Source organism: Streptomyces sp. NPDC052682, assembly GCF_040678435.1.
In the GTDB taxonomy this organism is placed as follows: Bacteria; Actinomycetota; Actinomycetes; order Streptomycetales; family Streptomycetaceae; genus Streptomyces.
In genome coordinates this window covers 94,818-120,329 of sequence record NZ_JBFATS010000018.1, presented here as the reverse complement: position 1 = coordinate 120,329, position 25,512 = coordinate 94,818, and the positions used below count along the sequence as shown (strand labels likewise).

Annotated in this window: 17 protein-coding genes and 2 pseudogenes; 10 read left to right on the top strand and 9 right to left on the bottom strand. The window is 68.7% G+C overall.

Annotated features, from left to right (window positions below; all coding sequences use genetic code 11):
• The first annotated feature begins 263 nt into the window (after positions 1-263).
• From AB0K80_RS26460 to AB0K80_RS26450, 3 genes are all read left to right on the top strand, one after another.
• Entirely contained in the window at positions 264-4,526 is a 4,263-nt protein-coding gene (locus AB0K80_RS26460; RefSeq protein ID WP_365673746.1) for a LamG-like jellyroll fold domain-containing protein, read from the top strand.
• Between the two features lie 84 nt (positions 4,527-4,610).
• Positions 4,611-11,417 carry a polymorphic toxin-type HINT domain-containing protein gene (locus AB0K80_RS26455; protein WP_365673745.1) on the top strand — a complete coding sequence of 2,269 codons (6,807 nt, stop codon included), beginning with the start codon at positions 4,611-4,613 and terminating at the stop codon, positions 11,415-11,417.
• Positions 11,418-11,690 (top strand): hypothetical protein, encoded by a 273-nt coding sequence (locus tag AB0K80_RS26450; protein ID WP_365673742.1) that lies wholly within the window; start codon positions 11,418-11,420, stop codon positions 11,688-11,690. It begins immediately after the preceding gene.
• A gap of 102 nt (positions 11,691-11,792) precedes the next feature.
• Here the strand turns inward: AB0K80_RS26450 and AB0K80_RS26445 are convergent.
• From AB0K80_RS26445 to AB0K80_RS26430, 4 genes and pseudogenes are all read right to left on the bottom strand, one after another.
• Positions 11,793-13,060: pseudogene (locus AB0K80_RS26445) on the bottom strand (tyrosine-type recombinase/integrase).
• Positions 13,057-13,242: a helix-turn-helix domain-containing protein gene (locus tag AB0K80_RS26440; protein ID WP_329317069.1), complete on the bottom strand. Its 186-nt coding sequence runs from the start codon at positions 13,240-13,242 to the stop codon at positions 13,057-13,059. The pseudogene AB0K80_RS26445 and the gene AB0K80_RS26440 overlap by 4 nt, the downstream one beginning before the upstream one ends.
• Positions 13,235-14,581, bottom strand: coding sequence for a replication initiator (locus AB0K80_RS26435; protein ID WP_365673740.1), 1,347 nt, complete (start codon positions 14,579-14,581; stop codon positions 13,235-13,237). The genes AB0K80_RS26440 and AB0K80_RS26435 overlap by 8 nt, the downstream gene beginning before the upstream one ends.
• A 170-nt stretch (positions 14,582-14,751) precedes the next feature.
• On the bottom strand, positions 14,752-16,044 hold the full coding sequence (locus tag AB0K80_RS26430; protein ID WP_365673738.1) for an FtsK/SpoIIIE domain-containing protein: 1,293 nt from the start codon (positions 16,042-16,044) through the stop codon (positions 14,752-14,754).
• Between the two features lie 50 nt (positions 16,045-16,094).
• Between AB0K80_RS26430 and AB0K80_RS26425 the strand changes: the two are divergent.
• Positions 16,095-16,700 (top strand): annotated as a pseudogene (locus tag AB0K80_RS26425) (hypothetical protein); the annotation flags it as partial.
• Positions 16,701-16,753: 53 nt separating this feature from the next.
• Here AB0K80_RS26425 and AB0K80_RS26420 read toward each other — a convergent pair.
• The 3 genes from AB0K80_RS26420 to AB0K80_RS26410 form a co-directional block, all read right to left on the bottom strand.
• Positions 16,754-17,188 carry a hypothetical protein gene (locus AB0K80_RS26420; RefSeq protein ID WP_365673736.1) on the bottom strand — a complete coding sequence of 145 codons (435 nt, stop codon included), beginning with the start codon at positions 17,186-17,188 and terminating at the stop codon, positions 16,754-16,756.
• Positions 17,182-17,493, bottom strand: a complete 312-nt coding sequence (locus AB0K80_RS26415) for a hypothetical protein (protein ID WP_365673734.1) — start codon at positions 17,491-17,493, stop codon at positions 17,182-17,184. Before AB0K80_RS26415 ends, AB0K80_RS26420 begins: the two co-directional genes overlap by 7 nt.
• 666 nt (positions 17,494-18,159) lie before the next feature.
• Positions 18,160-18,792 carry a helix-turn-helix transcriptional regulator gene (locus AB0K80_RS26410; protein WP_365673732.1) on the bottom strand — a complete coding sequence of 211 codons (633 nt, stop codon included), beginning with the start codon at positions 18,790-18,792 and terminating at the stop codon, positions 18,160-18,162.
• A 732-nt stretch (positions 18,793-19,524) separates the two neighbouring features.
• On the opposite strand from AB0K80_RS26410, the gene AB0K80_RS26405 reads away from it, so the two are divergent.
• From AB0K80_RS26405 to AB0K80_RS26395, 3 genes are all read left to right on the top strand, one after another.
• Complete coding sequence (locus AB0K80_RS26405; protein ID WP_365673729.1) at positions 19,525-19,830, top strand: hypothetical protein; 306 nt, start codon at positions 19,525-19,527, stop codon at positions 19,828-19,830.
• Positions 19,831-19,910: 80 nt separating this feature from the next.
• Entirely contained in the window at positions 19,911-20,267 is a 357-nt protein-coding gene (locus tag AB0K80_RS26400) for a hypothetical protein (protein ID WP_365673727.1), read from the top strand.
• A 194-nt stretch (positions 20,268-20,461) separates the two neighbouring features.
• Entirely contained in the window at positions 20,462-21,106 is a 645-nt protein-coding gene (locus AB0K80_RS26395; protein ID WP_365673725.1) for a PhzF family phenazine biosynthesis protein, read from the top strand.
• Positions 21,107-21,126: 20 nt separating this feature from the next.
• On the opposite strand, the gene map is transcribed toward AB0K80_RS26395, so the two are convergent.
• Positions 21,127-21,984 (bottom strand): type I methionyl aminopeptidase, encoded by an 858-nt coding sequence (map, locus tag AB0K80_RS26390; protein WP_365673723.1) that lies wholly within the window; start codon positions 21,982-21,984, stop codon positions 21,127-21,129.
• A 59-nt stretch (positions 21,985-22,043) separates the two neighbouring features.
• Between map and AB0K80_RS26385 the strand changes: the two genes are divergently transcribed.
• Together AB0K80_RS26385 and AB0K80_RS26380 are read left to right on the top strand one after the other, a co-directional pair.
• Positions 22,044-22,277 carry a hypothetical protein gene (locus AB0K80_RS26385; protein ID WP_365673722.1) on the top strand — a complete coding sequence of 78 codons (234 nt, stop codon included), beginning with the start codon at positions 22,044-22,046 and terminating at the stop codon, positions 22,275-22,277.
• A 144-nt stretch (positions 22,278-22,421) separates the two neighbouring features.
• Positions 22,422-23,126: a response regulator transcription factor gene (locus AB0K80_RS26380; RefSeq protein ID WP_365673720.1), complete on the top strand. Its 705-nt coding sequence runs from the start codon at positions 22,422-22,424 to the stop codon at positions 23,124-23,126.
• Here AB0K80_RS26380 and AB0K80_RS26375 read toward each other — a convergent pair.
• Positions 23,090-24,754 (bottom strand): ATP-binding protein, encoded by a 1,665-nt coding sequence (locus AB0K80_RS26375; protein ID WP_365673718.1) that lies wholly within the window; start codon positions 24,752-24,754, stop codon positions 23,090-23,092. The genes AB0K80_RS26380 and AB0K80_RS26375 overlap by 37 nt on opposite strands.
• Positions 24,755-25,098: 344 nt before the next feature.
• Between AB0K80_RS26375 and AB0K80_RS26370 the strand changes: the two genes are divergently transcribed.
• Positions 25,099-25,455 carry an SH3 domain-containing protein gene (locus AB0K80_RS26370; RefSeq protein WP_365673716.1) on the top strand — a complete coding sequence of 119 codons (357 nt, stop codon included), beginning with the start codon at positions 25,099-25,101 and terminating at the stop codon, positions 25,453-25,455.
• The last annotated feature ends 57 nt before the right edge of the window (positions 25,456-25,512 follow it).

Sequence of the window (25,512 nt, the reverse complement as noted above, 5' to 3'; positions counted from 1 at the left end):
GACATGTGCAGCATCTGGGTTCTGCCTTGGTCCCCCTTGAACTGCTTGAAACGAGGGGTTGAGCCAACGCTCTGCCGAGCCATGCTCACTTGCGGAGCCCCCTGCATCCACTCAAAACCCCCGTATTCGCGGCGCGTTGCCAAATCTTGATCTTACGATGCTGTGACTTTGAGTTGACTTGACGATCACCCACCGCATTACGTGATCGCAACAAGTGTGAATACGTTGTGAGTGAGTGAGTGATGATACGTAGACGGGCCCGCTTGCCGGGCCGTAGCAGAGCACTCGGCACACTGCTCGGAGTGACACTAGCTGTCGGTCTGATGCCGGGGAGCAGCTTGGCCGTGGCCCAGCAACAGGTGACGGGTGATCAGGACCCCAACGCCGTTGACGGCCCCGCCGCCGCGGCGACCGAGGCGGAGGCGCTCGCGCAGGCGAGCAAGTCCGGCGAGCCGGTGGAGGTGCTGGCCCGTCGCGGAGAGACCACCGAGGTGTTCGCCACGCCGGAAGGGGACTTCGAAGCCCGCGAGTATCTGCGGCCGGTATGGACGCGCGCCAACGGCTCCTGGAAGCGCCTCGACACCGATCTGGCTCCCGCCGATGACGGAACGGTGGTGCCCAAGGCGGCCACCGTGGGCTTGAGGTTCTCCGGTGGTGGGTCGGAGGATCCCCTGGTGCGGATGGAGCGTGCCGGGCGGACGATGAGTCTGTCGTGGCCGACTGCGCTGCCCGAGCCGCAACTGTCGGGGGCCATGGCGACTTACCCGGACGTCCTTCCCGGTGTGGATCTGCGTATGACCGCGCAGGAGGACGGCTTCACGCAGCTGCTCGTGGTCAAGTCGGCCGAGGCCGCGAAGAACCCGAAGCTTAACGAGCTCCGCCTGAAGCTTGGATCTGACGGCCTGAAGGTCAAGGAAAACGCCCAGGGCGGGCTGCGCGCTGTCGACGGCGCCACGAACGGCACGGTGTTCGAGGCTCCGGAGCCGGTGATGTGGGACTCAAGCCCCGGCAAGTCGTTGAGCGCGGCCCAGAAGACCGCGTCGGGCACGACGGCGCGCACCGAGGCCGCAGGTCCGGCCGCTGAGCCCGGCGCCGGTGAGTCCGGCAAGCTCGCCCCGGTCCGGGTGGACCTCCCGGCTGGCACTGACGAGCTGGTGCTCACCCCGGATCAGAACGTCTTGAACGGAGAGAACACCGCGTACCCGGTGTTCATCGACCCTCAGTGGTACTCGCCGCGCGCCTCCGCGTGGACGATGGCGTCTAAGTACTGGGCGTCCTCACCGCAGTGGAAGTTCAACGGCGAGTCGGACGCGGGCATGGGCTACTGCGGCTGGTACTACTGCCAGCCGTACGACACCAAGCGGCTCTTCTACCGCATCCCGGTCTCGGCGTTCGCGGGCCGGACGATCCTGTCCGCCGAGTTTGTGGTCCGCGAGACCTGGGCCGCTTCCTGCTCGGCCCGTACGGTCGAGCTGTGGAGCACCGACGACATCTCGACGTCCACCACCTGGAACTCGCAGAACGCCAGCGGCTTCTGGAACTCGAAGCTGGGCTCGAAGTCCTTCGCGTACGGCTTTTCGGGCTGCTCCGCTGCCGACGCGGAGTTCAACGTTAAGTCCGCGGTGCAGGCGGCCGCCGACGCCAAGAAGTCCACCATGACCTTCGGCCTGCGGGCGGACAACGAGTCCGACGCGTACGCCTGGAAGCGGTTCTCGGACAAGGCGTACCTGCGGGTGCAGTACAACCGGCCGCCGCCGCAGCCGAAGATGTCTCAGCTCACCATGGAGTACGGCGGCACCTGCAAGACCACCTCGGCCCGTGTGCGCACGTTGGGCAAGATCTACGCGAACAACATCACCGACCCGGACGGCGACAACATCGCGGTCGAGTTCCAGGCGGCGTGGGACACCGGTGACGGCAAGGGCTGGACCGCCCGCTGGAAGCCTGCCCGCACGGGGTACAAGAAGTCCGGTTCCGACTTCTCGATCACCCTGCCGACGTCGATCTCGCCGAACAAGACGATCAGCTGGTACGTCCGGTCGTACGACGGCGCCCAGTACTCCCCGTGGTCTCACGCGGGCTCCGCAACGGGCTGCTACTTCATCTACGACACCAGCGTCCCCAAGGCGCCCGCGATCGGTTCCACGGACTACCCGGCCTCCGACCCGGAGAACCCCGAGGACCCCTGGTACGACGGCGTCGGCAAGTACGGCTCGTTCACGATCGATTCTCCCGAGAGCGACGTGACAAAGTACTGGTTCGGCATCGACGGCGACCCAAGCTCGCAGCACACGCTGACGACCACCAGCGGCGCGGCGCAGCTGGCCAGGATGCTGCCGTCCCGGCCCGGCCTGCACTTCCTGACTGCCAAGGCGTTCGACTCGGCCGGTAACGGCAGTGAGATCCGCACCTATCAGTTCCGGGTGAAGGCCGGACAGCCGGAGCGCGCGATGTTCCAGATGGACGAGGCGGCCGACGCGACCACCGCCACGGCCAGTGCGCAGGAGCGGCCCGCGACGCTGTACGGCAACCCGGTTCCGGGCACGGCGGGCGCGAAGGGCACGGCCGTCGCCTTCGATGGCGTGGACGACTACGCCCGTACCGACATCCCCACCGTGGCAACGGACGGTTCGTTCTCCGTGTCGGTATGGGCACGGCTGTCGAAGGCGCCGGACAACGCGGCGGTCATCGCGGCGCAGCCCGGCAACCACTCCCCCGGCTTCGAGCTGTATTACTCGAAGTACTACGACCGCTGGGTGTTCAACCAGTACACGGCCGACACCTCCACCGCTGGCATCGTCCGGGCCATGGCGCCGACCGCTGGCGGGGCCACCGTCGGCAAGTGGACGCACTTGGTGGGCTCCTACAGCTCCGGCAGCGACGAAATGAAGCTGTACGTCGACGGCGTCCTGGTCGGCACGACCACCTACTCCACACCGTGGGACGCGCGCCGGGGCCTGCAGATCGGCGCGGGCTCCTACAACGGTGCGCCGGGCTCCTTCTTTCCCGGTGACATCGACGAGCTGCAAATCTTCGAGAAGCCGCTGTCACAGACCGAGGTGTCGCGCCTGTACGGCAAGAACTCACTGAACGCCGGGCGCCCCGCGCGCATGGTGTTCACCATGGACGACCAACCCGCCGTGACCGAGCTGATCGGGCGACCGGAGGTGCTCGACGCCGTCTACAAGAACGGCCCGGTCACCGGCGGCGAAGGCGTGGCCGGCAAGGGCGTGACCTTCGACGGCCAGGACGACTACGCCATCACCAACCGGCCGCTGCTGAACAACCAGGCCGGCTTCGCGGTGTCGGCGTGGGCGAAGCTGCCCGCGGCCAAGCCGGACCACGCCGCGGTGATTGCCACGCAGACGGGCACCTACCGCCCTGGCTTCGAGCTCTACTACTCCAGCTCCTACGACCGCTGGGTGTTCAACCAGTACACGGCCGACAGCACCGCTGCCACGGCCGTCCGTGCCATGCAGGTCGACGGCGTCACCGCCAGGGGAGGCGAGTGGGTGCATCTGGTCGGTGTCCAGGACACGGTAGCGGACAAACTGCTGCTGTACGTGAACGGCACCCTGGCGGGCTCCACGAACATCGCCGCGAGCTGGTACGCGGGCGGTTCCGTGCAGATCGGCGCAGGCTCCTACAGCGGCGCCCAGAGCGCGTTCTTCCCCGGGCAGATCGATGACGTGCGGTTCTTCGACCGTCCGGTGTCGGCTGCCGAGGTATCCCAGTTGTTCAAGCAGCGTCCGCTGGTCAAGAGCCGTTGGATGTTTGAGGAGACAGCCGGAACCGGCCCGGTCACCACTCCGGACGCGGCGCGTACGGGCAACTCGCTGACCCTGAAGGGCGGTGCTGTGAAGTCGGCTTCGGCGTGGATCGACTCCGGTTCGATGGAGCTGAACGGCACCACCGGGTACGCGTCGGCCGCCCGGGTCCCAGTCGACACCACGGGCAGCTTCACGCTGACCGCGTGGGCGATGACATCGTCGATGCCCAGTGGGCCGGTGACCGTGCTGAGCGCGGAGGGAGCAAACCGTAACGCGCTCAACGTGCAGTTCGTGCCCGACCCCGTCGACCCGGAGAAGAATCCTGGCCGCTGGCAGTTGTCGCTGACTGACACCGACGACCCCGCCGTGGCGCCCGCCGTGGCGAAGGCGGACAACGGTCTGTTCTCCGACGCACGACTGTGGAACCACATCGCCGTGGTCTACGACGGCTTCGACAAGGAGGCCCGTCTGTACGTCAACGGCAACCTCCAAGAGGTCTTCTGCAAGGACGACGACGGCAACGGCGAGGCGGACGCCGCTGGCTGCGAGGATCTGGTGCCGTGGGCGGAGAACGCCCTCGTGTTCAAGGCCACGTCGCTGCAGATCGGCCGCACCCGCACCGGCACGGCCGCGGGTGCGTACTTCCCCGGCCTGGTGGACGACGCGTGGGCCTTCCAGGGCGCGCTCACGGACGCCCAGGTCACCAAGCTGTCGAGCACGTGGTTCGACGTGCCGACGAAGGTCCCCGGCGACTGACCGGGGTCTGCTGACACAGGGGGCCCGGGGCGATCGTGCCCCGGGCACCCCTGATTTCCCCTGATGGAAGAAACGAGTTCACTTATGTATGGCAGAGCGCGCTCCTGGCGCCTGGCCCCCCTGCGGCGCAGAGTGGCCCTGGGGACATCGGCGGTGATGGTCGCCACGCTGCTCCAAGCGACGGCGTTCGCGCCGGCCGCCGAAGCGGTGGGCAAGGGACGCCCCGAGGTGTCCGAGCCGGACAAGCCGGTCGCGGGCAGTTCGGGCGTCAAGGTGAAGCCGCGGAAGCTCCAGAAGGGCCCGCGCACCCCGCAGGAGGCGCCAAAGGCCGACTGGCCCCAGGCGGGTTCCGCCGTCGTCACGCTGAAGGAACCGGCCGCCAAGGCCAGTTCCGCTGTGAAGGCTCGGGGGCTCCCGATACGGCTGAGCACCCCAGCCGAGAAGGTGCGGTCAGCGACCGGCGGCACGATCGAGGCGAAGGTCCTCAGCCGTGCGGCGGCGCGCAAGGCGGGCGTCGATGGACTCCTGTTCACACTGGGTGCCAAGGACAAGTCGTCCTCCGGGACTGTCGGCGCAACCGTCGACTACTCCGCCTTCGCCGAGGCGTTCGGCGGCAACTACGCCTCCCGTCTGACTCTGGTCGAGCTGCCGGCCTGTGCGCTGACCACGCCTGAGAAGAAGGTTTGCCGCACCGTCACGCCGCTGCCCACAGACAACAACACCGAGGCGAAGACCCTCACCGCCCGCCGTGTGTCAGTGGCGAGCAGCTCGCCGACCCTGCTGGCGGCGACCTCCGGCGAGGCTGGCAAGACCGGTGACTACAAGGCGACCCCGCTGTCGCCGTCGGCCACTTGGAGCACCGACCTCAACACCGGTGACTTCGGCTGGTCCTACAACATCCCGGTGCCCGAGGTGCCCGGCAAGCTGGCTCCGGAGCTGGCCCTGTCGTACTCCTCCGGGTCGATCGACGGCCGGACCGGCAACACCAACAACCAGTCCTCTTGGGTCGGGGACGGCTTCGATTTGTCGCCCGGTTTCATCGAGCGCCGTTACAAGCCGTGCGCCGACGACGGGCAGAAGGCCGCAGACGGCATCAACAAGCCCGGTGACCTGTGCTGGGGATACGACAACGCCTATATCACGTTCAACGGCAAGGGCGGCGAACTTGTCCCCACCGGGGCGACCGACGAGTTCCGGCTCAAGCAGGACGACGGCACGCTCGTCAAGCGGCTGCGCAACACGGCGCTGGCCAACGGCGACGACGACGGTGAGTACTGGCGGGTGACCACCCCCGACGGCGCGCGCTACTACTTCGGTTACAACCGCCCCTCCGGATGGGCGGAGGGCAAGGACGAGACCAACTCGTCGTGGACCGTGCCCGTCTTCGGCGACGACGCAGGCGAACCGTGCAACAAGGCAACTTTCGCGGACTCCTGGTGCCAGCAGACGTGGCGGTGGAACCTGGACGCCGTCATCGACGCGCACGGCAATCGCATGACGTACTACTACGGTAAGGAGAACAACTCCTACGGCCGTAACCTCCAGGCGGCCGACGACACCCCGTACGTGCGGGGCGGCTATCTGAAACGGGCTGAGTACGGTCTGCGCGCCTTCTACGACACGCCGCTGGCCAAGGTGGAGTTCACCAGCTCCGAGCGGTGCATACCCGACGCGAACACCACCTGTTCGTCGATCTCCACGGACTCGTACCACTGGTACGACACGCCGTGGGACATGAACTGCGAGGCGGGCACCGACTGCGACAAGGGCCGGCTCGCCCCTACCTTCTGGACCCGCAAGCGGCTGACCGGCATCACCAGCTACGTCCTCAACGCCGGGTCCTTCAGCAAGGTCGACTCCTGGGCGCTGACGCACCGCTGGGGGCAGGCGGACGTCGACTACCAGCTCCTGCTGGAATCCATCCAGCGCACCGGCCACAGTGGCACCACGCCCGTCACGCTGCCGAAGACGACGCTGTCCTATACCCAGCTCGCCAACCGCCTCGACCAGACCGGTGACGGCTACGCCCCGTTCATCAAGGCACGTCTGTCAACCATCGACGACGAGCACGGCGGGCAGATCGACGTCAATTATTCGGCCCCATCCTGCGACGCGGCCGCGCTGCCGACCCCCGAGACCAACACGACCCGCTGTTTCCCGCAGATGCTGGGTGGCTCGGACACCGAGGCTCCGGAGCGGCACTGGTTCAACAAGTACGTCGTCACGTCGGTGACCGCGACGGACCGCACGGGCGGTGCGCCGGACGCGGTGACCGCGTACGAGTACCTGGGCGGTGCCGCGTGGCACTACGACGACGATGACGGTCTGACCAAGGAAAAGAGCAAGACCTGGTCGCAGTGGCGCGGATACGGTCACGTCCGGGTCAAGACCGGCGGCCAGGGCGGTGCCGCGTACCTGAAGACGCAGACGGACAGCTACTTCCTGCGCGGCATGGACGGCGACCGGCTGAACAAGGACGGCGGCAGCAAGTCCGTCAGCGTCACCCTCGACACCGGTGAGGGCGACCCCATCGTCGACCACGAGTCGGCAGCCGGTTTCGTGTTCAAGACGGCCAAGTACTCGGGCCCCGGCGGCAAGGTGCTCGAAAAGACCGTCGAACGTCCCTGGCACCACGAGACCGCGAAGAAGACCCGCTCGTGGGGCACGGTGACCGCCAACTTCATCGGCACCGACGAGTCGCGGACCTGGACATCGCTGGATGACGGGGCGGGCACCCAGTGGCGCACCACCTACATCGACACGACGTACGACACGCTCGCGGGTCGGGTCACGAAGGTCGACGACCAGGGCGATACGTCCACCAGCACTGACAACGTGTGCACACGCACCACCTACGCCACAAACACCACCGCCAACATCCTCACTCTGCCCTCCCGAGTGGAGACGGTGTCGGTGTCGTGTGCCACCATCCCGGACCGCACCAAGCAAGTCGTCTCTGATGTGCGCAGCGCCTATGACGGTCTCGCTTACGGGGTGGCGCCGACCAAAGGTGACGAAACCGCGACGGCCAAGCTGACCAAGCACGACGGCACCACAGGCACCTACCTTGAGGCCGGCGCCACGTTTGACGTATACGGCCGCCCGCTCACGACCACAGACATCACGGCGAACGTCACGGCCACCGAGGCGACCGCACCAGTGCGCACCGCGCGGAGCGACGGTCTGACCACGACCACCGCATACAGCCCGAGTACGGGCTTCCCGACGACGGTTACGACGACGACGCCGCCGGCCAAGGCGGGAGACTCGACGACCGCGCAGACGACCACCACCACGATGGACGTACTGCGCGGCCTGCCCACCCAGCAGAAGGACACCAACGGCAAGACCACGAACTTCGCCTACGACGCGCTGGGCCGCGCCTACAAGATCTGGCTCGCCGACCGCCTCACTGGTCAGACGCCGTCCTTCGAGTTCGACTACTTCATCGACGAGGGCAAGCCGGTCGCGGTCCGCACGCTCACCCTGAACAACACCGGTGGCCAGGTCGCCTCGTACGCCCTGTACGACGGCCTTCTGCGCGCCCGCCAGACCCAGGACATCGGCCCTGACGGCGGACGCCTGATCACGGACAAGTTCTACGACGAACGGGGCCTGGTCGCGAAGGAGTACGCCCCCTACTACTCGAGCGGCGCGCCGAACCGGGAACTGTTCAAGCCGATCGACGCGCTGAGCGTGGAGACGCAGACCTGGCACACCTACGACGGACTCAACCGCGAGGTCACGACCAAGCAGGTCGCGGGCAACGGCGACGGTGGTGCCGATCTCGGCACCACCGCGACGTCGTACAACGGCGACCGTATGACGGTGATCCCGCCCGTGGGCGGTACCGCGACCACGTCGCTGACCGACGCCCGGGGACGGGTCGTCGAGCTGCGTCAGCACCATGCGCGCAGCGCGACGGCGACGTATGACGCGACCAAGTACAGGTACACGCCGTCGGGCAAGTTGGCTCAGGTCACCGACCCGGCGGGCAACGACTGGTCCTACGAGTACGACCTGCTCGGCAACCCGACCAAGTCCACCGACCCCGACCGGGGCGAGAGCTTCAGCACCTACGACGACCGAGGCCGGGTCATCACCACCAAAGACTCCGAGAACCGGGTCCTGTATCGGGTCTACGACCAGCTCGGTCGACAGACCGAGCTGCGCGACACCAGCGCCACCGGCCCGCTGCGCGCCTCGTGGACCTACGACACGATCGCCGGCGCGAGGGGTCACCTGGTCTCCTCGACCCGGTATGTGGGCACCGCGCAGTACGTCAGCAAGGTCACCATGTACGACTCGCTGTACCGGGCCGTGCGCACGGCGGTGACGATCCCCACCAGCGAGGGTGGTCTGGCCGGCACCTACCAGGCGGGCACCAGCTACAACCCCTCCGGCCTGGTCGCGGGTGTGTCGTACTCGGCGGCGGGCGCCCTGCCCGGCGGTTCATACAGCTACACCTACGATTCCGCCCTGCGCCCGGTGTCGGTCCTCGGTGACGGCTTCCAAGCCGGCACCACCTACTCCAACACCGGCAAGCCGCTCCAGTACGCCTACGGCTCCACCGCAACGGGCGCGAAGAAGGCCTGGGTCACGAACACCTACCAGTGGGGCACCCAGCGCCTGGCCACCTCCCGAGTCGACCGTCAGGACATCGCGGGCGTCGACCGGGCCACCACCTACGGCTACGACCAGGTGGGCAACGTCCTGTCCACCGCAGACGTCTCCCGCGCTGGTACCGACACCCAGTGCTTCACCTACGACTACCTGCGCCGCACGACGGAGGCATGGACCGAGGGCGACGCCGCCTGCTCGGCCACACCCGCCCAGAGCGCGGTGGGTGGCGTGGCGCCGTACTGGCACTCCTACACCTACGACAAGACGGGCAACCGCAAGAGTGAGACGCTGCACCGTGCAGGCGGCGATACCACTCGCTCCTACGTTCACCCACCGGCCGGCGGCCCCCAGCCGCACACGCTCACCGAGGTGAGCGAGGCGGGCCCGTCCGGCACCGCGAAGACCAGCTTCCTGTACGACAAGACCGGCAACACCACCGACCGCGTGATCGGCGGCACCACCCAAAAGCTGGTGTGGGACGCCGAGGGCCACGTCGTCAAGGTCACCCAGCCCGTCGAAGGCAAGCCCGACGAGGTCACCGAGTACGTCTACGACACCGACGGCAACCGGCTGATCGCCCGGGGCCCGAACGAGACCACCCTGTACGTCGGGAACACCGAAATCGTGCTGGCCAGGGGCACCACCACGGCCAAGGCCACCCGCTACATCGGCCTCGGCAGCGGCAACCAGGCCGTCCAGTCCGACGACGGCTCGATCACCATCACCGTCGCCGACCACGTCGGCACCGGCCAGCTCTCGGTCAAGACAGCCGACCTGTCCCTGTCCCAGCGTCGCACGCTGCCCTTCGGCGGCACCCGCGGCACGGTGTCCGGCACCTGGACCGGCACCAAGGGCTTCGTCGGCGGCACCGACGACACCAAGACGACGGGTCTGGTCCATCTTGGGGCGCGCGAGTACGACGCCTCGATCGGGCGGTTCATCTCCATCGACCCCGTCATGGACCCCAATGATCCGCAGCAGATCAACGGGTACGCCTACGCCAACAACAGCCCGGTGACTTTCACTGACCCGGACGGGCTTAAGTGGTACCCCGTCTCCGGTCCGTGCGTCCCCACACCCACCCCGGGCTGCAAGTGGAAGGATGACGGAGACGGCATCGCCTCGAGCAGCAAGGGCTACTACGACAAGCCCAGCAAGAACGGCAACGGAAACAACGGCAACGGCTCTCCTGCCGCCGACTACCGGTGCGGCTACCCGGGCTGCTCTACCTCCGGTATCACCGGCTACGGCACGGGCGCGGACCGGGCCGCGGAGGCGGCGATGCCGCACGACGGGCCCGTCGCCGATCCGATCAGCTTCTGGGACCTCGCTAAGGCGTTCGTTCTGCCGGACATCGACGAATGGAAGGCATGCAAGAAGGACCCAGGGCTCAACTCCCACTGCGGCTGGGCCTCGACGGATCTGCCCATCGCCAAGGTCCTCAAGCTGTTGAAGTTCGTTCCTCACGGGGCGACCAAGAAGGTCGACGACCTCCTGGAGGGGGCCAGCGGCTGCAAGTGCTTCCTCGCTGGCACCGACGTCCTGATGGCCGACGGCACGACCAAGAACATCGAGGACGTCAAGCTCGGTGACAAGGTCCTCGCCACCGACCCGGAGACCGGAAAGACCAGTGCACGCGATGTCACCGCGACCATCGTCACCGAATCGGACAAGCACTTCACCGAGCTGACGATCGCCACGGAATACGGCGAGGAACACCTCACCGCGACCTACGAGCACCCCTTCTGGTCCGTCTCCGAACACGACTGGGTCCCGGCCGGCGATCTGAAGCCGGGCATGACCCTGCGCACCGACGAGGGGCGCACGGCCGAGGTTACGGCCACCCGCCAGTACACGGACCACGTCCGCACGTACAACCTCACGGTCAAGGGTGTCCACACGTACTATGTGCTGGCGGGATCGACGCCGGTCCTGGTTCATAACTCAGGTCCGGGGTGCGGATCCGTGTGGGTCGATTCGAACAGGGTGCCTCATCATTTCAAACATGCTGCCGACTTTGGGATCACTGCGAAGGAGAGCAAGGCGAGCAAGCAGGCATTCGTGAACGCCTTGGAAGGCTTCGTTAAGGATCCAGGGAACGTTCAGATCGCGGGAACGTATCGCGGGACCCCTGCCCGGCACTATGTGGACCTCAATACCGGTCGTCACGTCTCGGTGGACATTGAGTCGGGCGAGATGCTGGGAGCCTGGAAATCGGATGTGACTTCAGACCAGTTCTGGTACCTGACCATGCAAGGGAAGCTGTAAATGGCGACGTTGGAACCCTTCTTGGTGCTTGCGGAGGCTGTATCCGAAGGGCGAATCTCTCCGGCAGAGTTCTCCCTTGTCTGCCTTCCCCTGTACAAGGGGTATGGCGGCCCGTATCCGACAGCCGAGCAGTATGAGGCGGCAACAGATCTCTTCTATGTCGCGCACGACTACGACTCAGCTGGTATCGGTATGCCTGACCTGCTGAACGATGACCAGGTTCGACTGAAGGCGGCTGATATCGCGCGGCGAATGCGGATGCTCCTGCAGTAGCCAGATTCGAACAAGTCGCGTTGGCAGAGGAATGGGTGGGTCCCCCGGCTCGGAGGCCGGGGGACCCCCCGTGGTCGTTTGACGGCAACGCTGACGGCAACGTCAGCGGACGATGCCTGCCGAGGGCGGCGGCTCTTCGGAGTCCTCGCCCTCGGCCAACATGCTGCCCAGAGTGTCGATGGCTTGGCGTTGGAGGCGGAGTCGAACGTGGGCGTAGACGCCGGCGGTGACGCCGATGTGGGCGTGGCCGAGGAGTTCCTTGATCACGACGAGGTCGACCCCCTGTTCCAGGAGTAGGGTCGCAGTCGAGTGCCGAAGGTCGTGGAAGCGGATGCGACGGAGTCCGGCCCGTCCGAGGAGGCTGCGGAAGCGGTGGGTGACGTTGGCCGGATCGAGAGGCCGTCCTGCGGGTGTGGTGAAGACGAGGCCGTTGTCTCTCCAGTCCGGCCCTGCGGTCTCGCGCTCCTTGTCCTGCCGTTCCTGGTGCTTCTTGAGGGAGTGGATGCATTCGGTCGGGAGCGCGATACGGCGCTCGGACGCCCGGGTCTTGGTGGGCAGATGTGTGAGGCCGCCGTTTCGGGTGCGTTGGAGCGAGCGGCGGATGCTGGCTGTTCCGGTGGTGAGGTCGAGGTCTTCCCAGTGGAGGCCGAGGAGTTCGCCTTTGCGGAGTCCGGTGCGCAGGGCGAGTTCGTACAGGGCGTGGAGCCGGTCGGCGCGGGCCGCGTCGAGGAACTGGCGGGCCTCGGTCGCGGTGAGCGGACGGAAGCGCCTGGGCTGGTGCGTGGTGGTCTTGACGTTGCGGGCGACGTTGCGGGGCAGCTCGTCTTCGCGGACGGCGTGTTCCAGTGCCGACTTGAGCACCGAGTGCACGTAGGTCACGGTCGAAGCGGACAGCTGCTTTTGGCAGCACTCGCCGACGGCGCAGCACTGCTTCCGTTCGGTGTCGAGTCCCTGGGTGCAGCACTGGCAGGTGGTGCGGAGGCGGTCGAGGAAAGTGCGGACGTCCTTGACGGTGAGGCGGGCGATCTTCTTGGTGCCGAGACCGGGGGTGAGGTGGAGGCGGACGCAAGCGGCGTAGCGGGTGTGGGTGTTCTCCCGAAGCCGGTGGACGGCGACGCTGCCGAGCCAATGGGTGAGGTAGTCGCCGAGGGTGCTGTCTGCGGTGGCGACAGGGAGGCCGCGGTTGCTGTCGGCGATCTTCTCGGCGAGTTTGTCGGCAGCCTCTCTGCGGGTGGTGCCGTAGACACGGACGCGTTTGCGGGTCCGTCGGCGGCGAGGACGTAGCCGGCGGCTTCCCAGCGGCCGTCTTTTCGCTGGTAGATGGTGCCTTCGCCGTTGGCGCGGGCCTTCTTGCTCTTGGGGGCGGTCATCGGGCGGCCTCTTCCAGATGGCGCTGGACGTAGTCAGCGAGGGCGTGGGCGGGAATGCGGCGGGCGCGGCCGATGGTCAGCGAGGCGAGGCGGCGGGTGCGCAGGAGGTCGTAGAGGGCGGAGCGGCCGATCTTGAGGCGGGCCATGGTCTCGGGGACGGTGAGGAGTTCGTCGTCACGCATCGGCTGTCACCGCCTGTTCGCGCGCCGGGGCGCCGTGGATGAGGGCGGCGAGGCGTTCGAGGTCGGGGGTGAGGCCGGTGCCGTCGTAGGCCCAGTGGGCGATGACGAGGGTTGTCGGTGAGGGCGGAGGAGTGTGGCGGCGGTGCCAGGCGGCTCGGGCGGCGCGGAGCGCGCTGAGGGTGGTGGAGTAGGCGCGGGTCTTGGTGGAGAAGTGGCCGCGGAAGCCGAGCATGTGGGCCCACTTGCGCAGGTTCAGGTGCTTGAGGTCCTCGCGGGCACCGAGGGCCCAGGCAGTGCGGATCATGCGTGCTGCGTGCTCGGGCACGGACTCGAACCAGAGATCGGTGATCCTCTTCAGCCGGTGGTCAAGGGTGCCGGTCGCGGCTTCGGTGCCTTTGGTGGCGTACTTGGCGACGTACCCGGCGACCTTGCCCTCGGTGATCGTGGTCCCGGCCTGAAAGGCGGAGGACCGGATGATCCTGGTGTCGATCTGCTTGCCGAAGGCGAAGTAGCGGGCGTGGCCGTTGATCTCCGGCCCGTCGATGTGGGCGCGGGTGGCTGCGATCCGGATGGCGTCGGCCAGGAGTTCGGGTGTGGCCCAAACGGGTGGTGGGGCGTAGGGGCCTGCGGGGCCGTCGAGGCGGATCACGCCGTGGAAGTGGATCAGCCCGCGCTGCTGGTACTCCGCGACCTTGGCGTACGAGATCCGGACGACCTTGGAGAGCAGGCGCTGGGGGACACCGGCAACGGCGGCGATGGTGCGGCGCAGGTGGAGCATGAAGCGGGCCCACAGGGCCGGGGCGTGGGCGTTCCACAGAACGGCGCCGGTGTAGTCGTACCGCTCGGGGGCGAGCGGGGTGCCGAGGAGCGGGTCGCCCTTGGCGTGGGTGCGTCCGCAGCGGCAGCGGGCGGAGCCGCCCACGCGTCGTCCGTGGACCCGGCCGTACGAGGGTGCGGTGAGGGTGGCGAAGACGCGGGGGTGGGTGGCGACCTGTTCGGGGATGTTCTTGCCGCCGCGCAGGCCGGCGGCGATGAGGTGGTAGGTGTCCTGGCGGTAGAGCTCGGCGCAGGAGGGGCAGCGGGTGGTGCGGCGGTTGCCGCAGCGGACCAGGAGGTGTCCGGCGGGCAGGTTGCTGGACTTCAGTTCGCGCAGGATCTCGCCGGTGAAGGCGTCGATCTCGGTGCGCTGGCCTTCGAGCCGGATCGGCTGGGCGCACCCGCCGAGGGAGGACAGCTGTCGCACCAGCCCGAGCAGGTCGCGGTACCCGGTGAACGTGGGCAGCGCTGCCGTGGCCGGTACGGGGTGGGGGATTGTGGTGGTGGGGTCGTGCGGTGGCATGCTGGCGGGACCTCTCTGCGCTGCGGTACACGCGTGTGCCGTGGATGGATGGGAGGGAGGGCCCCGGCAAGGGCGAGGGTTTGGCGACTACACGCCCTTGCCGGGGATCACTGCATTTCGGACTCGGTCCGGGGCGGGGCTGGCTCGCTTGGGCGGTTGGCCGAAGCGGTTCACGCGGCCTTGCCCAGGTCGACGCTGTCGGGCAGCTCGCGGATCTTGAGCCCTCCGGCGCACATGAGGTCGTTGATCTGCCAGCAGGCTTCGGTGGGCAGGTAGACCGAGCGCAGCCGGACGGGGGTGCGCATGTCGCCGACGGAGGCGATGGAGACGCCTTGGGGCATGGTGCGGTCGGCGGCGGTGATGTCCAGGTCCCGGCCGTCGGGGAAGAGGTGGAGGAAGTCCTCGACGGTGTCGACGCGGTGGCAGATCCGGGCGGACAGGTTGGTGCGTACGGCGGTGGTGAGCACGTCGGCGGAGGGCTTCTGGGTGAGCAGCCACAGCCGGATACCGAACTTGGCGCCCTGGCTGGCGATGGCCAGCAGCTCGGCCTCGAAGCGTTCGCGGGCCTTGCGGTCCGGGTGCCGGGTGTAGTTCGCCACCTCGTCGATCACCACCAACAGAAGCGGCAGCTCGGGGCTGAACTCGGTGATGCGGTCGGTACGGCCGGACCAGAACAGCCTTTCCCGGCGCTGCATCTCCTCGCGCACCCAGCGCAGGATCTCGGTCGGCTCGTCGGGGTGGATGGCGTCGGAGACTTTGTAGGCGGTACGCCACCAGGGCGCGACGGCACCGAGGTTGGGGTCGATCACGATCAGACGCACGTCCCGCATGAGGGAGGCGTAGGCGAGCAGGGTGTTGACGGTGATCGACTTGCCGGAGCGGGTGAGGCCGGCGACCAGGGCATGGGCGGAGTAGGCGAGGTTGAGCATGACAGGGATGCCGTCCTCGTCCCATCCGAGCAGCGCATCATCGGTGGAGACGAACTGCCCCGGTCGGCACCCCGGGGAGCCGTCCGGGCCGAGGAGTGGTGAGCGGATCACCGCCTCCAGCGGCTCGCGTCTGAAGCCTCGCGCGACGATCACTCCGGGCTTGGGCTGGCTGATGCGGATGCGGCGCATTCCCCAGGCGTCGCACAGGCCCTCGCTGGCGTCCTGCCAGGCGCCGAGCCCGACCTGCGGCAGGGCATCGGCGGTGACGGTGACGCCGAAGGCGTCGGCGCGGGTGCGCAGGCGTGGCACCAGCACGCGCGGCTTGGTCGGTTGTTCCTGCGGCCCGTACTGCTGGAGCACGGTCGGGGTGGCGTCCTTGACCGCCAGGCCGAGCATCGGGGCGAGCCGCTTCCAGCCCCACCGCAGCCGCCGCGCCTGCCGCAGGCTGATCCGGGTCTCGGCATCAGCCCGGTACCAGCGGGCGAAACGGTACCCGGCCCAGCCCAGCAGCCCGAGCACGCCGAGACCGACCACGGCCAGGAGCGCGAGTCCGAGGGGGTTGCCGGTCGGGCGACCTCCAGCAGCAGATCTACACCGGCACCCTGGCGCCCGGAGCCAGACTCCCCGCCCGCGAGGTCCTGGCCGAGCACTACGCGGTACCGCTCAACGTGGTCACCAACGCCATCGCCCTGCTGGCCAGCAACTCCCTCCTGCGTTACCCCGGCGAGCTGCCCGGCGACGAGGTCTACGTACGCGACTGGGACGACCACGGCTTCGCCACCCAGCTCATCCACGGCCGCCTCGTTCGGAAGATCCGAGACGGCTCACTGCCCAAGGGCGCCACGGTCACCGTGGACGAAGCGACCGCCATGATCGGCGGCGACGCCGAAGCCGCAGACCAGGCCCTGACCTTCCTCGCCCTAGAAGGCCGGGTCAAGAAGATCCACCAAAGAAACGGCGCGCGCCAGCAGACCGCGTACATCATCGTGGGCGGCGAATTCGGCACCGAGGTGCCCGTTCCGGTGCAACCGGCGAACGAGTCACCCGATGCGCCTCAGAGGGAGTTCCCGGCGGAAGCTGGGCTCGCGGATCTGACTCACCGGCTCGAACGCGCCCTGGAACGGATCGAAGAACTGGAAGAGCGCGTCGAACGGCTGGAACACGACGGTCAGGCGCGCGACAACGGCTGAGATGCGCCCCTGAGGCATTGCAAATCCCCGGAGTGGCCGTAGCCTCCGGGGACTCATGGGGCGTGCTCCGCTCCGGCCGGGACGCGACAGCTGCCCGGCCGGAAGGGAAACGCGTGGCGGCGGACAGGTTGAACGCGCTCGGTCGGTTGCGAGGCGTCCAGTTCGTCGTCCTCGTCGTCGATGGCGTCGAGGTCTTCGTAAGCCGGTGAGGGCAGGCGCTCGCCCCGGCTCACCGCGATCCGGTGCATATTGGCCAGCGCCTCGGTCAACTGGACCGTCAGCAGGTGCAGTTCACCTTGCGTCCACTGACGACCATCTAGAACACGTCTTGCTTCCTGGATGAGTTCACCGGCCAGACCGATCTGGGCGGACTCCATGTTGTCCGCGAGCCGGGACAGGTATCCGGTTCCCTCGCCCGCGAGATAGCACGGCTTGCCCTCCGGACCGGCCCAGGGCAGGAGGCGCAGTTGACCCGCCGGGCTCACCATGCCCGTACCTCCACTCCGCCGCCCAGCCGGGCGTCGATGTCGATGCCGTGCACGGCCAGCCGCACCACGCGTCGCCGTGCCCGTCGGCGTTGCTGTTCTCGGCGCTCGTGCGCGACCAGGTACGGGCCAACCAGCCCGATCTCCTCACCTTGCAGTACCGGGGAAGCCGATGCTCGGGACGGACACGCGGTCGGCGCCTCCACACGGAGGTCGGCGGATGGCTGATCGGGGCTGCGATGGCGGCCCGGCGCGGGCAACAGCAGCCGCAGCAGCGGCTCGAAGATGCGGACGATACAGTGCGGCACGTCGACGCTCCTTGTCAGCGTTGGCCATGCCCCCGGACCGTTCGCCCGGTCGCGGGGGTCCTTGACGAGACGTCAGCCTGCCGACCGGTGATGCACGGCGGTTGCACCAAGAAGTGCAATCGCCCTCGCTCGGGATCTGCTATATCCCGACCCACTCCGCGTATTGCGCCAGGGAATTGCTCCGCGTCCGCTCCTGCCGCCTCAGAGCGAGCACCGTCTCTCGCACGGTCGGGTGGTAGCGGGTCTGCTGCGGGGCGATACGCCGGGCCTGGTGCAGGCAGTCCAGAGCCTGCTCCGGGTGGCCTGACCAGGCATGGGCGCGGCCGAGGTCCATCCAGTGGTGCCCGGCCCGGGACCGGGTCCAGCCGCGCGGAATGCGTACATCCTCGGCGAGTTCGATCGCCCGCCCGAAGTCGTCCATCTCGGCGGCGATGGCCACCGCGTGCACACCGACATTCGTCGGCCCCCAGGTGACGCCGAAGTCTGGCAGTTCACCCGTGACCCGGGCGAGGGCCCGGGCTTCGGCCAGGCGCGCGTCCGCGTGGTCCCGGTCCTTCATCCGGCCCGCGATCACCGCAGCCCGCAACTGCATCACGCCCCGCACCGCCTCAACGCCTGCCGGGCGGCGCGCATCCTGTCCGGCGAGGTCGCGCAGGGCCCGGTCGATCACCCGGATGCCCACGTCATAACGGCCGGACGACATCGTGGTCTGCGCGCGCAGGTAGGCGTGCATCGCGGCCAGACCCGGATCGTCGGCCCGCGGGGCGGTCCACGCCAGACGGTCCACGCCACGGTGAACACACACCGGAACGTCCCCGCCAGACACTCGTAGGCCAGCCGCTGCTCTTCCCCGATACTGGTGTGCACGGCATGCACCGACTCCTCGATCAATGCCGGCAGGTCGCGCACCATGTCGGTGTACTGCGCCTGACGGCGCTGCACCAGGGCGCGCTGCACGTCAGCCCGGATCAAGGCAGCCGGACGGGGAACCGTCTCCCAGTCGAGAGCGATATCCCAGTTCTCCAGACCCTCACGGATCGGCTGGATCAGCGCGTCCATCCGGTCCCGGCGCAATTCCTCGGCGTACGGCTGCCCCAGCAGCTCGGACGTGGAAACACCCAGCGCGCGGGCACAGGCAGCGACAAGAGCCGGGGAGGCGGGCTTCTGCCCGCATTCCACTTTCGACAACAGCGACTTCGACACATGCGCCCGCATCGCCAGCCCCTGCTGCGTCAGACCGCGCTGCTTCCGGATACGAGCGATCCGAGCGCCGGTGTGCTCCTCGATGCTCTGCGACACGGCGAACTCCGTTCTGCGGCAACACTCAGACGGTACCCCCACCACACCGCCCGGGATCAGCCGAACAACGATCACCCGGACGGCCACCTGCGCCGCATCTGCCAGCCCGAGCACCCGACCACACCCCAGCCGACGGCCACGGCGTACCACCAAAGCGGGATGCGTCCAAACTTTCTCTACGTCTTCAAGGCGACCCGCTGACGCGGGTCGCGCGCGGCACGGCCGCCCACCCGGCCCGCTCTCGGCTCCGCCACCGCGGGCCGGCCAGCGGCCAGGCCGCGCAGAGACAGCACAGCGGACGACTGGAAGCGCGGAGGAAGCCGGACGCGCCCGCACGGAGAGCGCCAGGCCGACGGCGAGGCGACGGCGCGGAGTTGGCCGGGGCGAAGGCCCGGAGGTGGGTCGGTCGGCTCCGTGGGCTTTACCCACCTCCCCGGGCCGGGGCCCGCGTCGGGCACGGCCAGGGGGCCACTCGTTCAAATTCCGGGCAGGATCACGACCTGCCCGAGTTGCCGGGCCAGCGTACGGCCCCCTGGCCGTGCCCGACCCCAACCCAGGTAGGACACCGGCCAAAGCCCACTCCACCGACCTCACGCGCGTAGCCGTCTGACGGCAACGCCGACGGCAACACGGGCGCACAACACGGCACTTCCACGCACTCCCGCGGACCAGCCTGAATTCGCTGATCAGCAAAAATGCAGGTGACGCCCGCCTGGCGAGCACACGTACTACGTGCTGGCCGACGCAACGCCGCTTCTGGTCCACAACTCCGGCCCCTGCCCCGAGGCCATTGTGGATCCTGGGAAGTGGGACTACTTCTTCGGCAGGGTGAAGAAAGGCAGTCACAATGCTCCACGATCCGCCCAGAACCTGGCTCAGCTGAAGCGGATCGGAATTCATGACACCCCTGGCGGTCGTAAGATCATGATGGATTTCTTCGATGATCAGGTGTCCCGCACGGACAATGTCATGAAGGAATACACCGACGAGTTCGGAACCTTCCAGATCCGGGACGGGTTGCTCGCCGGGCCGGAGTGATTCCTGCAGGTAGAGTCGACATGGCAGGTCACCGACAGTGGCCTCCGCCTTACCACGATCATTCCTCGCGGAGGTCCGTGATGGCCGGTCAGCAGTTCCTCGTTCCAGACGACGCCGAGGTCTTGGAGGCCTTCGGTGTCGAGTCCGAGGCAACCGATGGAGTGGAATCAACGAGGTCTCTCCGCCTTGCAGCGGGGGTGGATGACGAGGTCTGTCTGACCTACGACATTCCTGCGCGATCGATTCATCTCCAATGGTTCCGGAAAGGTGTCTGCGTGCTCGATGTTTCTCGGGAAGAAGCAGTGCGCCTGTCAGTGAACAGCAGTGAGGGCGTGACCGCCCTCGCGCTCGCCTTTGAGTCGGCTTCCCTGTCGGGAGAATTGCGCATTCAGGTGTGGCCGACAGTATCGATCAGTGATCGGCTTTTGGCGCATTAAGAATCTCGCGCGGTAAGTCAGGCTGTTCCGCAGGGCCCTCGCCAGGGACATTCCGGCGAGGGCCCTGTGTCATGGACCGGGGTACTGATGTCGCCGTACCAGGCTGGCTCCGACGACCCATCTCCGCTGGCCGCCGCCCCTCGCACGGGCGGCCAGGGACGACCTGGCCGCCCGTGCGATGTTTCAATGCCCCCGTGACTGACTACGACGTACTGCGCGTCTTCTGCGGCCCCCGCGGCGGATACGGCAACGAACTCGGCGTCGTGCGCGACGGCTCCGCGCTGCCCGACCCCGCGGAGCGGCAGGCCCTCGCGGCCGGACTCGGTTTCAGCGAGACCGTGTTCGTCGACGACCCCGAGCGCGGGGTCGTCGACATCTACACGCCCACCCTGCGCCTGCCCTTCGCCGGCCACCCCTGCGTGGGCACGGCCTGGCTGCTCGACGTGCCCGAACTCGTCACCCCCGCCGGGGTGGTGGGGGCCCGGCAGGACGGTGAGTTCTGCTGGATCGAGGCCCGCGCGGAGTGGGTGACGCCGCGCACCCTGCGCCAGTACGCCACCGCCGCCGAGGTCGACGACCTGCCCGTGCCGCCGCCGGGGGAGTGGATCTACGCCTGGGCCTGGGAGGACGAGCCCGCCGGCCGTGTCCGGGCCCGGGCCTTCCCCGGCCGGGACGACGGCATCGAGGAGGACGAGGCGACCGGAGCCGCGGCCCTGCTGCTGACCGACCGGCTGGGCCGGGCCCTGAACATCACCCAGGGCGCGGGCTCCCAGATCCTCACGGCACCGCAGCCGGGCGGCTGGACCGAGGTGGGGGGACGGGTGTACCTGGAGCGCTGACCCCGCCTGGCCGGGCCGGCTCACGGCAGGGTCAGGATCTCCGCCCCGGTGTCCGTCACCACCAGCGTGTGCTCGAACTGCGCCGTGCGCTTGCGGTCCTTGGTGACGACCGTCCAGCCGTCGTCCCACATGTCGTACTCGTGCGTGCCCAGCGTCAGCATCGGCTCGATGGTGAACGTCATCCCGGGCTGCATCACCGTCGTCGCGTGCGGGCTGTCGTAGTGCGGGATGATCAGCCCCGAGTGGAACGCGGTGCTGATGCCGTGCCCGGTGAAGTCCCGGACGACCCCGTAGCCGAACCGCTTGGCGTACGACTCGATGACCCGGCCGATGACGTTGATCTGCCGGCCCGGCTTGACCGCCTTGATGGCCCGGTTGAGCGCCTCCCGGGTCCGCTCCACCAGCAGCCGGCTCTCCTCGTCGACGTCGCCCACGAGGTACGTGGCGTTGGTGTCGCCGTGCACCCCGCCGATGTACGCCGTGACGTCCAGGTTGACGATGTCGCCGTCCCGCAGCACCGTCGAGTCCGGGATGCCGTGGCAGATCACCTCGTTGACCGAGGTGCACAGCGACTTGGGGAAGCCCCGGTAGCCGAGCGTGGAGGGGTAGGCGCCGTGGTCGCACAGGAACTCGTGCGCCACCCGGTCCAGCTCGTCGGTCGTCACGCCCGGCGCGATGTGCCGGGCCGCCTCCGCCATGGCCTGCGCCGCGATGCGCCCGGCGACCCGCATCGCCTCCACGGTCTCCCGGGTCTGCACCTCCGGGCCGGTGTACGGCGCCGGTGCGGGCTTGCCGACGTACTCGGGGCGGCGGATGTTTCCGGGCACGGAACGGGTGGGAGACAGCTCCCCTGGTACGAGCAGCGACTGGCCAGACATGCCAGCGAGTCTAAGACAGTGGCCACGGGGGACCATGTCCGTGGCGAAAGGAGCCGGTCATGTCCCTGTTCAAGAAGCGGACGGTCGGGAAGCCGGGCGAGTGGTACTACTGCCTGGAGCACAGGAAGGTCGAGGAGGGCCCGGAGTGCCCGGCGAAGGACCGTTTCGGCCCGTACAGGAGCCGCACGGAGGCCCAGCACGCCATGGAGACGGCCCGCGAACGCAACCTCCAGTGGGAGAACGACCCCCGCTGGCACGACGCCCCGGCGGGCGGCGACCGCGACGAGGCCTGATCCCGGCCCGGGCGTCGGGGCGGGTCACCGGGACAGGCGCCGGAGCCTCGCCGGGCCCGGCGTCCGCCCCGGTGACCGGGCGGAGCGCGAACCGCTGCTGTATTACGGTTCTGGAATGCGCAGGGCCGTTGTGGGGGGAACACGTTGAGCGCTCGGATTCTGGTCGCCGAGGATGACGAAAAACAGTCTCGACTCATCCGTATTTATCTGGAGCGGGAGGGAAACGCGGTCCAGGTCGTCGCCGACGGCCGCGCGGCTCTGGAAAGGGCCCGTTCCGCGAAACCGGATCTCATCGTTCTCGATGTGATGCTGCCTTTGGTCGACGGACTGGACGTCTGCCGCATTCTTCGGACCGAATCGGATGTTCCGATTCTGCTTCTCACCGCGCGCACCACCGAGGAGGACATGCTGCTCGGTCTGGATCTCGGCGCCGACGACTATCTCACCAAGCCGTACAGCCCCCGCGAACTGACCGCACGGGTACGCGCGTTGCTGCGCCGGTCCCGGCGGTCCGGCGGCGCCGCGGAGCCCGCGGTGCTGCGGGTCGGCGACGTGGAGGTGGACACCGCGCGCTTCGAGGTACGGGTGGCGGGACGGCCCGTGGCGCTCACCGCTAAGGAGTTCGCCATCCTGGAGACGCTCGCCCGGGAACCGGGCCGGGTCTTCACCCGGGCGCAGATCATCGAGCGCGTCTTCGGCTTCGACCGCGACGTGCTGGAGCGGACCGTCGACGCGCACGTGATGAACCTCCGCCGCAAGCTGGAGGCGGACCCGAGGCGGCCGCGCCACCTGGAGACCGTGTACGGCCGGGGTTACCGCCTGGCGGACGGCGCCTCGTCCCCCTCCTGAGCCGACCTGGGGGCCCTGAGCCTGGGCAGCGTCACCGTGAACGTGGTGCCCGCCCCCGGCGTGCTGCGCACCTCGATGGTCCCGTCGTGGTCGGTGACGATCTGGCGGGCGATGGACAGCCCCAGTCCGCTGCCGCCCGTCTGACGGCCCCGCGCCGCGTCCGCCCGCCAGAAGCGGTCGAAGAGGTGCGGCAGGTCCTCGGGCGGTATGCCCGTACCGGTGTCGCGGACCTCCAGGACGGCCGGCTCCCGGTCCGCGGCCAGCGCGAGGGTCACCGAGCCGCCGGGCGCCGTGGCGCGCAGCGCGTTCGTCAGCAGGTTGCCGACGACCTGACGCAGCCGGTCCGGGTCGGCGGTCACGTACACGGGCCGCGGTGCCTCCAGCGCGAGCCCGACGCCCGCCGCCTCGGCCTGCGCGAGGTGCGCCTGGCGGCTGGTGGCCAGCAGCTCGCGCAGGTCCACCTCGGTGCGGTGGTAGGTGAGCGCGCCGGCCTCCGCCAGAGCCAGGTCCTGCAGGTCGTCCACGATCCTCTGCTGCAGCAGTGCCTCCTCGTGGAGGGAGTCGAGCAGCTCCGGGGTCGCTTCCACGACCCCGTCCCGGACCGCTTCCAGATACCCGCGCAGATTGGCCAGCGGCGTGCGCAGCTCGTGCGCGATGTCACTGATGAGGCGGCGCTGGCGCTCCTCACCGGCCTGGATCGACTCGGCCATACGGTTGAAGGCGCCGCCGAGCTGCGCGATCTCGTCGCGGCCGGACACGGGGACACGCCGCCCCAGGTCGCCCTCGCCCAGTCCCCGTGCGGCGAGGGTCAGAGCACGGACGGGGCGCAGCACCGCCCGGCTGAGCAGCAGGGCGCCGAGGATGACCGCGAGGGCGACCCCGGCCGCGACGGCCACCGTCGGTGCGGCGGCCAGCGCGGGCGGGGACTCGTTGCGGACGCCGAGGCGGACCTCCAGGCGCGGCGGGGCGGCGGAGCCGGCCCGCTCGTTGAACACCCGTTGCAGACAGGCGGTGAACCGCTCCTCGGACACGCACGGCAGGGCGGCCGTGTGATCCCGCTCGGTCGGCGGACCCGGGGCGCCGCGCAGGCCCGCGCACTGCGGGGGGCGGCGGTCGGACGCGACGCGGGGCACCCCGGTGGCGTCCGGCCGGGCCGTCACCCGGGCGCCCGCGCGGGTGAGGCACGCCGCGTACGCCGCCGCGGCGCGGTAGTCGGCGATCGCCTTGACGGCCTGCTTGACCGACAGCCCGCGCACCTGGCCCGCGGGAATCCGCAGGACGGGGCGCGGGTCGACCAGGACAGCGGGCTGGTTGCCCAGGGCCCGGGGAGCGCGGCCGGCGAGGGCGTCGGAGTCGGCGAGCAGGACACCGGCCTCCGTGCTGACCCGGATGCGCTGCCCGGTGTCGCGCGCGAGCCCGGCCACGGTGGGGGACAGGCCGTCCCACGTGCCGTGCGCGTATCCGTACGCACGGAGCTCGCCGGTGATGCGGGAGACCTCCTGGCGGCTCGCCGTCACCGTCTCCTGGACCTGGCGATTGGCCTGTCGCAGCGTCAGCCAGGCGGTGGCGGCGGTGGCGGCCATCGCCACCAGCATCAGCAGGCCGAGCACCCTGAGCCGGAAACTCATCGCCGTCCACCTGGCCGGGCTGCCGGGACACGTGCGCTCAAGGTGCCTCCTCCTGCGGGTGTACGGGCTTTTCGTGACGGATGACAGCCAAGCATTGCCGGTGACCGCGAGAGGGCCGTATCGGCCACAGCGCACCGGAAGTGGCGCATTGTCACTCGGGAAAGAGTTGGCCACTTGACGACCGGAAGTCGCCAATCGGCTGCGGAATCATTTCTTCAGCGCATTTCGGCGGCGATTGTTCTTACGCCCCCCGTGTCCCGATTGATGCAGGGGGTGCTGCGTTCCCGCCGGCGCCGTCCGGCTCCTGACGCAGCGGGCCGACAAACAATCACAGGGGGATTCGTATGAAGCGAGGAATCGCGGCTCTCATTCCCGCGGTGGCGGCCGTGGCCATGGCCGTTCCGCTGACGCTGTCCACTCCGGCCGCGGCGCACGCGTCCTGCGGCACCACCGCCCCGGACCGGGACAGCAGCTCCTGGAACCGCACGGCCGACGGCGCCAACGAGCGCAGCGGCTCCAGCACCAGCTGCACCATCAAGGGAGTCGCGTACAACACCCACCGGCTGGACTACCACTGTTACACCTGGGGCAACGACGGCCACAGCTGGACGTACCTGCGCAACGACTCCACCGGGGTGACCGGCTGGGTGCGCGACGACCTGCTGAGCGACGGCGGCAGCCTGGTCCACTGCGGTTTCTAGCGCCGCACCGGCGGGATCCGTCCCGCTGACGCACGGCAGCCACAGGGGCGGTTCCGG

What these genes read in the sequence shown, in the direction of transcription:
- AB0K80_RS26400 (WP_365673727.1), top strand. Translation starts at nt 19,911, where the DNA reads ATGGCCGGTCAGCAGTTCCTCGTTCCAGACGACGCCGAGGTCTTGGAG.
- AB0K80_RS26455 (WP_365673745.1), top strand. Translation starts at nt 4,611, where the DNA reads ATGTATGGCAGAGCGCGCTCCTGGCGCCTGGCCCCCCTGCGGCGCAGA.
- AB0K80_RS26420 (WP_365673736.1), bottom strand. Translation starts at nt 17,188, where the DNA reads ATGGTGAGCCCGGCGGGTCAACTGCGCCTCCTGCCCTGGGCCGGTCCG.
- AB0K80_RS26370 (WP_365673716.1), top strand. Translation starts at nt 25,099, where the DNA reads ATGAAGCGAGGAATCGCGGCTCTCATTCCCGCGGTGGCGGCCGTGGCC.
- AB0K80_RS26375 (WP_365673718.1), bottom strand. Translation starts at nt 24,754, where the DNA reads ATGAGTTTCCGGCTCAGGGTGCTCGGCCTGCTGATGCTGGTGGCGATG.
- AB0K80_RS26435 (WP_365673740.1), bottom strand. Translation starts at nt 14,581, where the DNA reads ATGCCACCGCACGACCCCACCACCACAATCCCCCACCCCGTACCGGCC.
- AB0K80_RS26450 (WP_365673742.1), top strand. Translation starts at nt 11,418, where the DNA reads ATGGCGACGTTGGAACCCTTCTTGGTGCTTGCGGAGGCTGTATCCGAA.
- map (WP_365673723.1), bottom strand. Translation starts at nt 21,984, where the DNA reads ATGTCTGGCCAGTCGCTGCTCGTACCAGGGGAGCTGTCTCCCACCCGT.
- AB0K80_RS26440 (WP_329317069.1), bottom strand. Translation starts at nt 13,242, where the DNA reads ATGCGTGACGACGAACTCCTCACCGTCCCCGAGACCATGGCCCGCCTC.
- AB0K80_RS26385 (WP_365673722.1), top strand. Translation starts at nt 22,044, where the DNA reads ATGTCCCTGTTCAAGAAGCGGACGGTCGGGAAGCCGGGCGAGTGGTAC.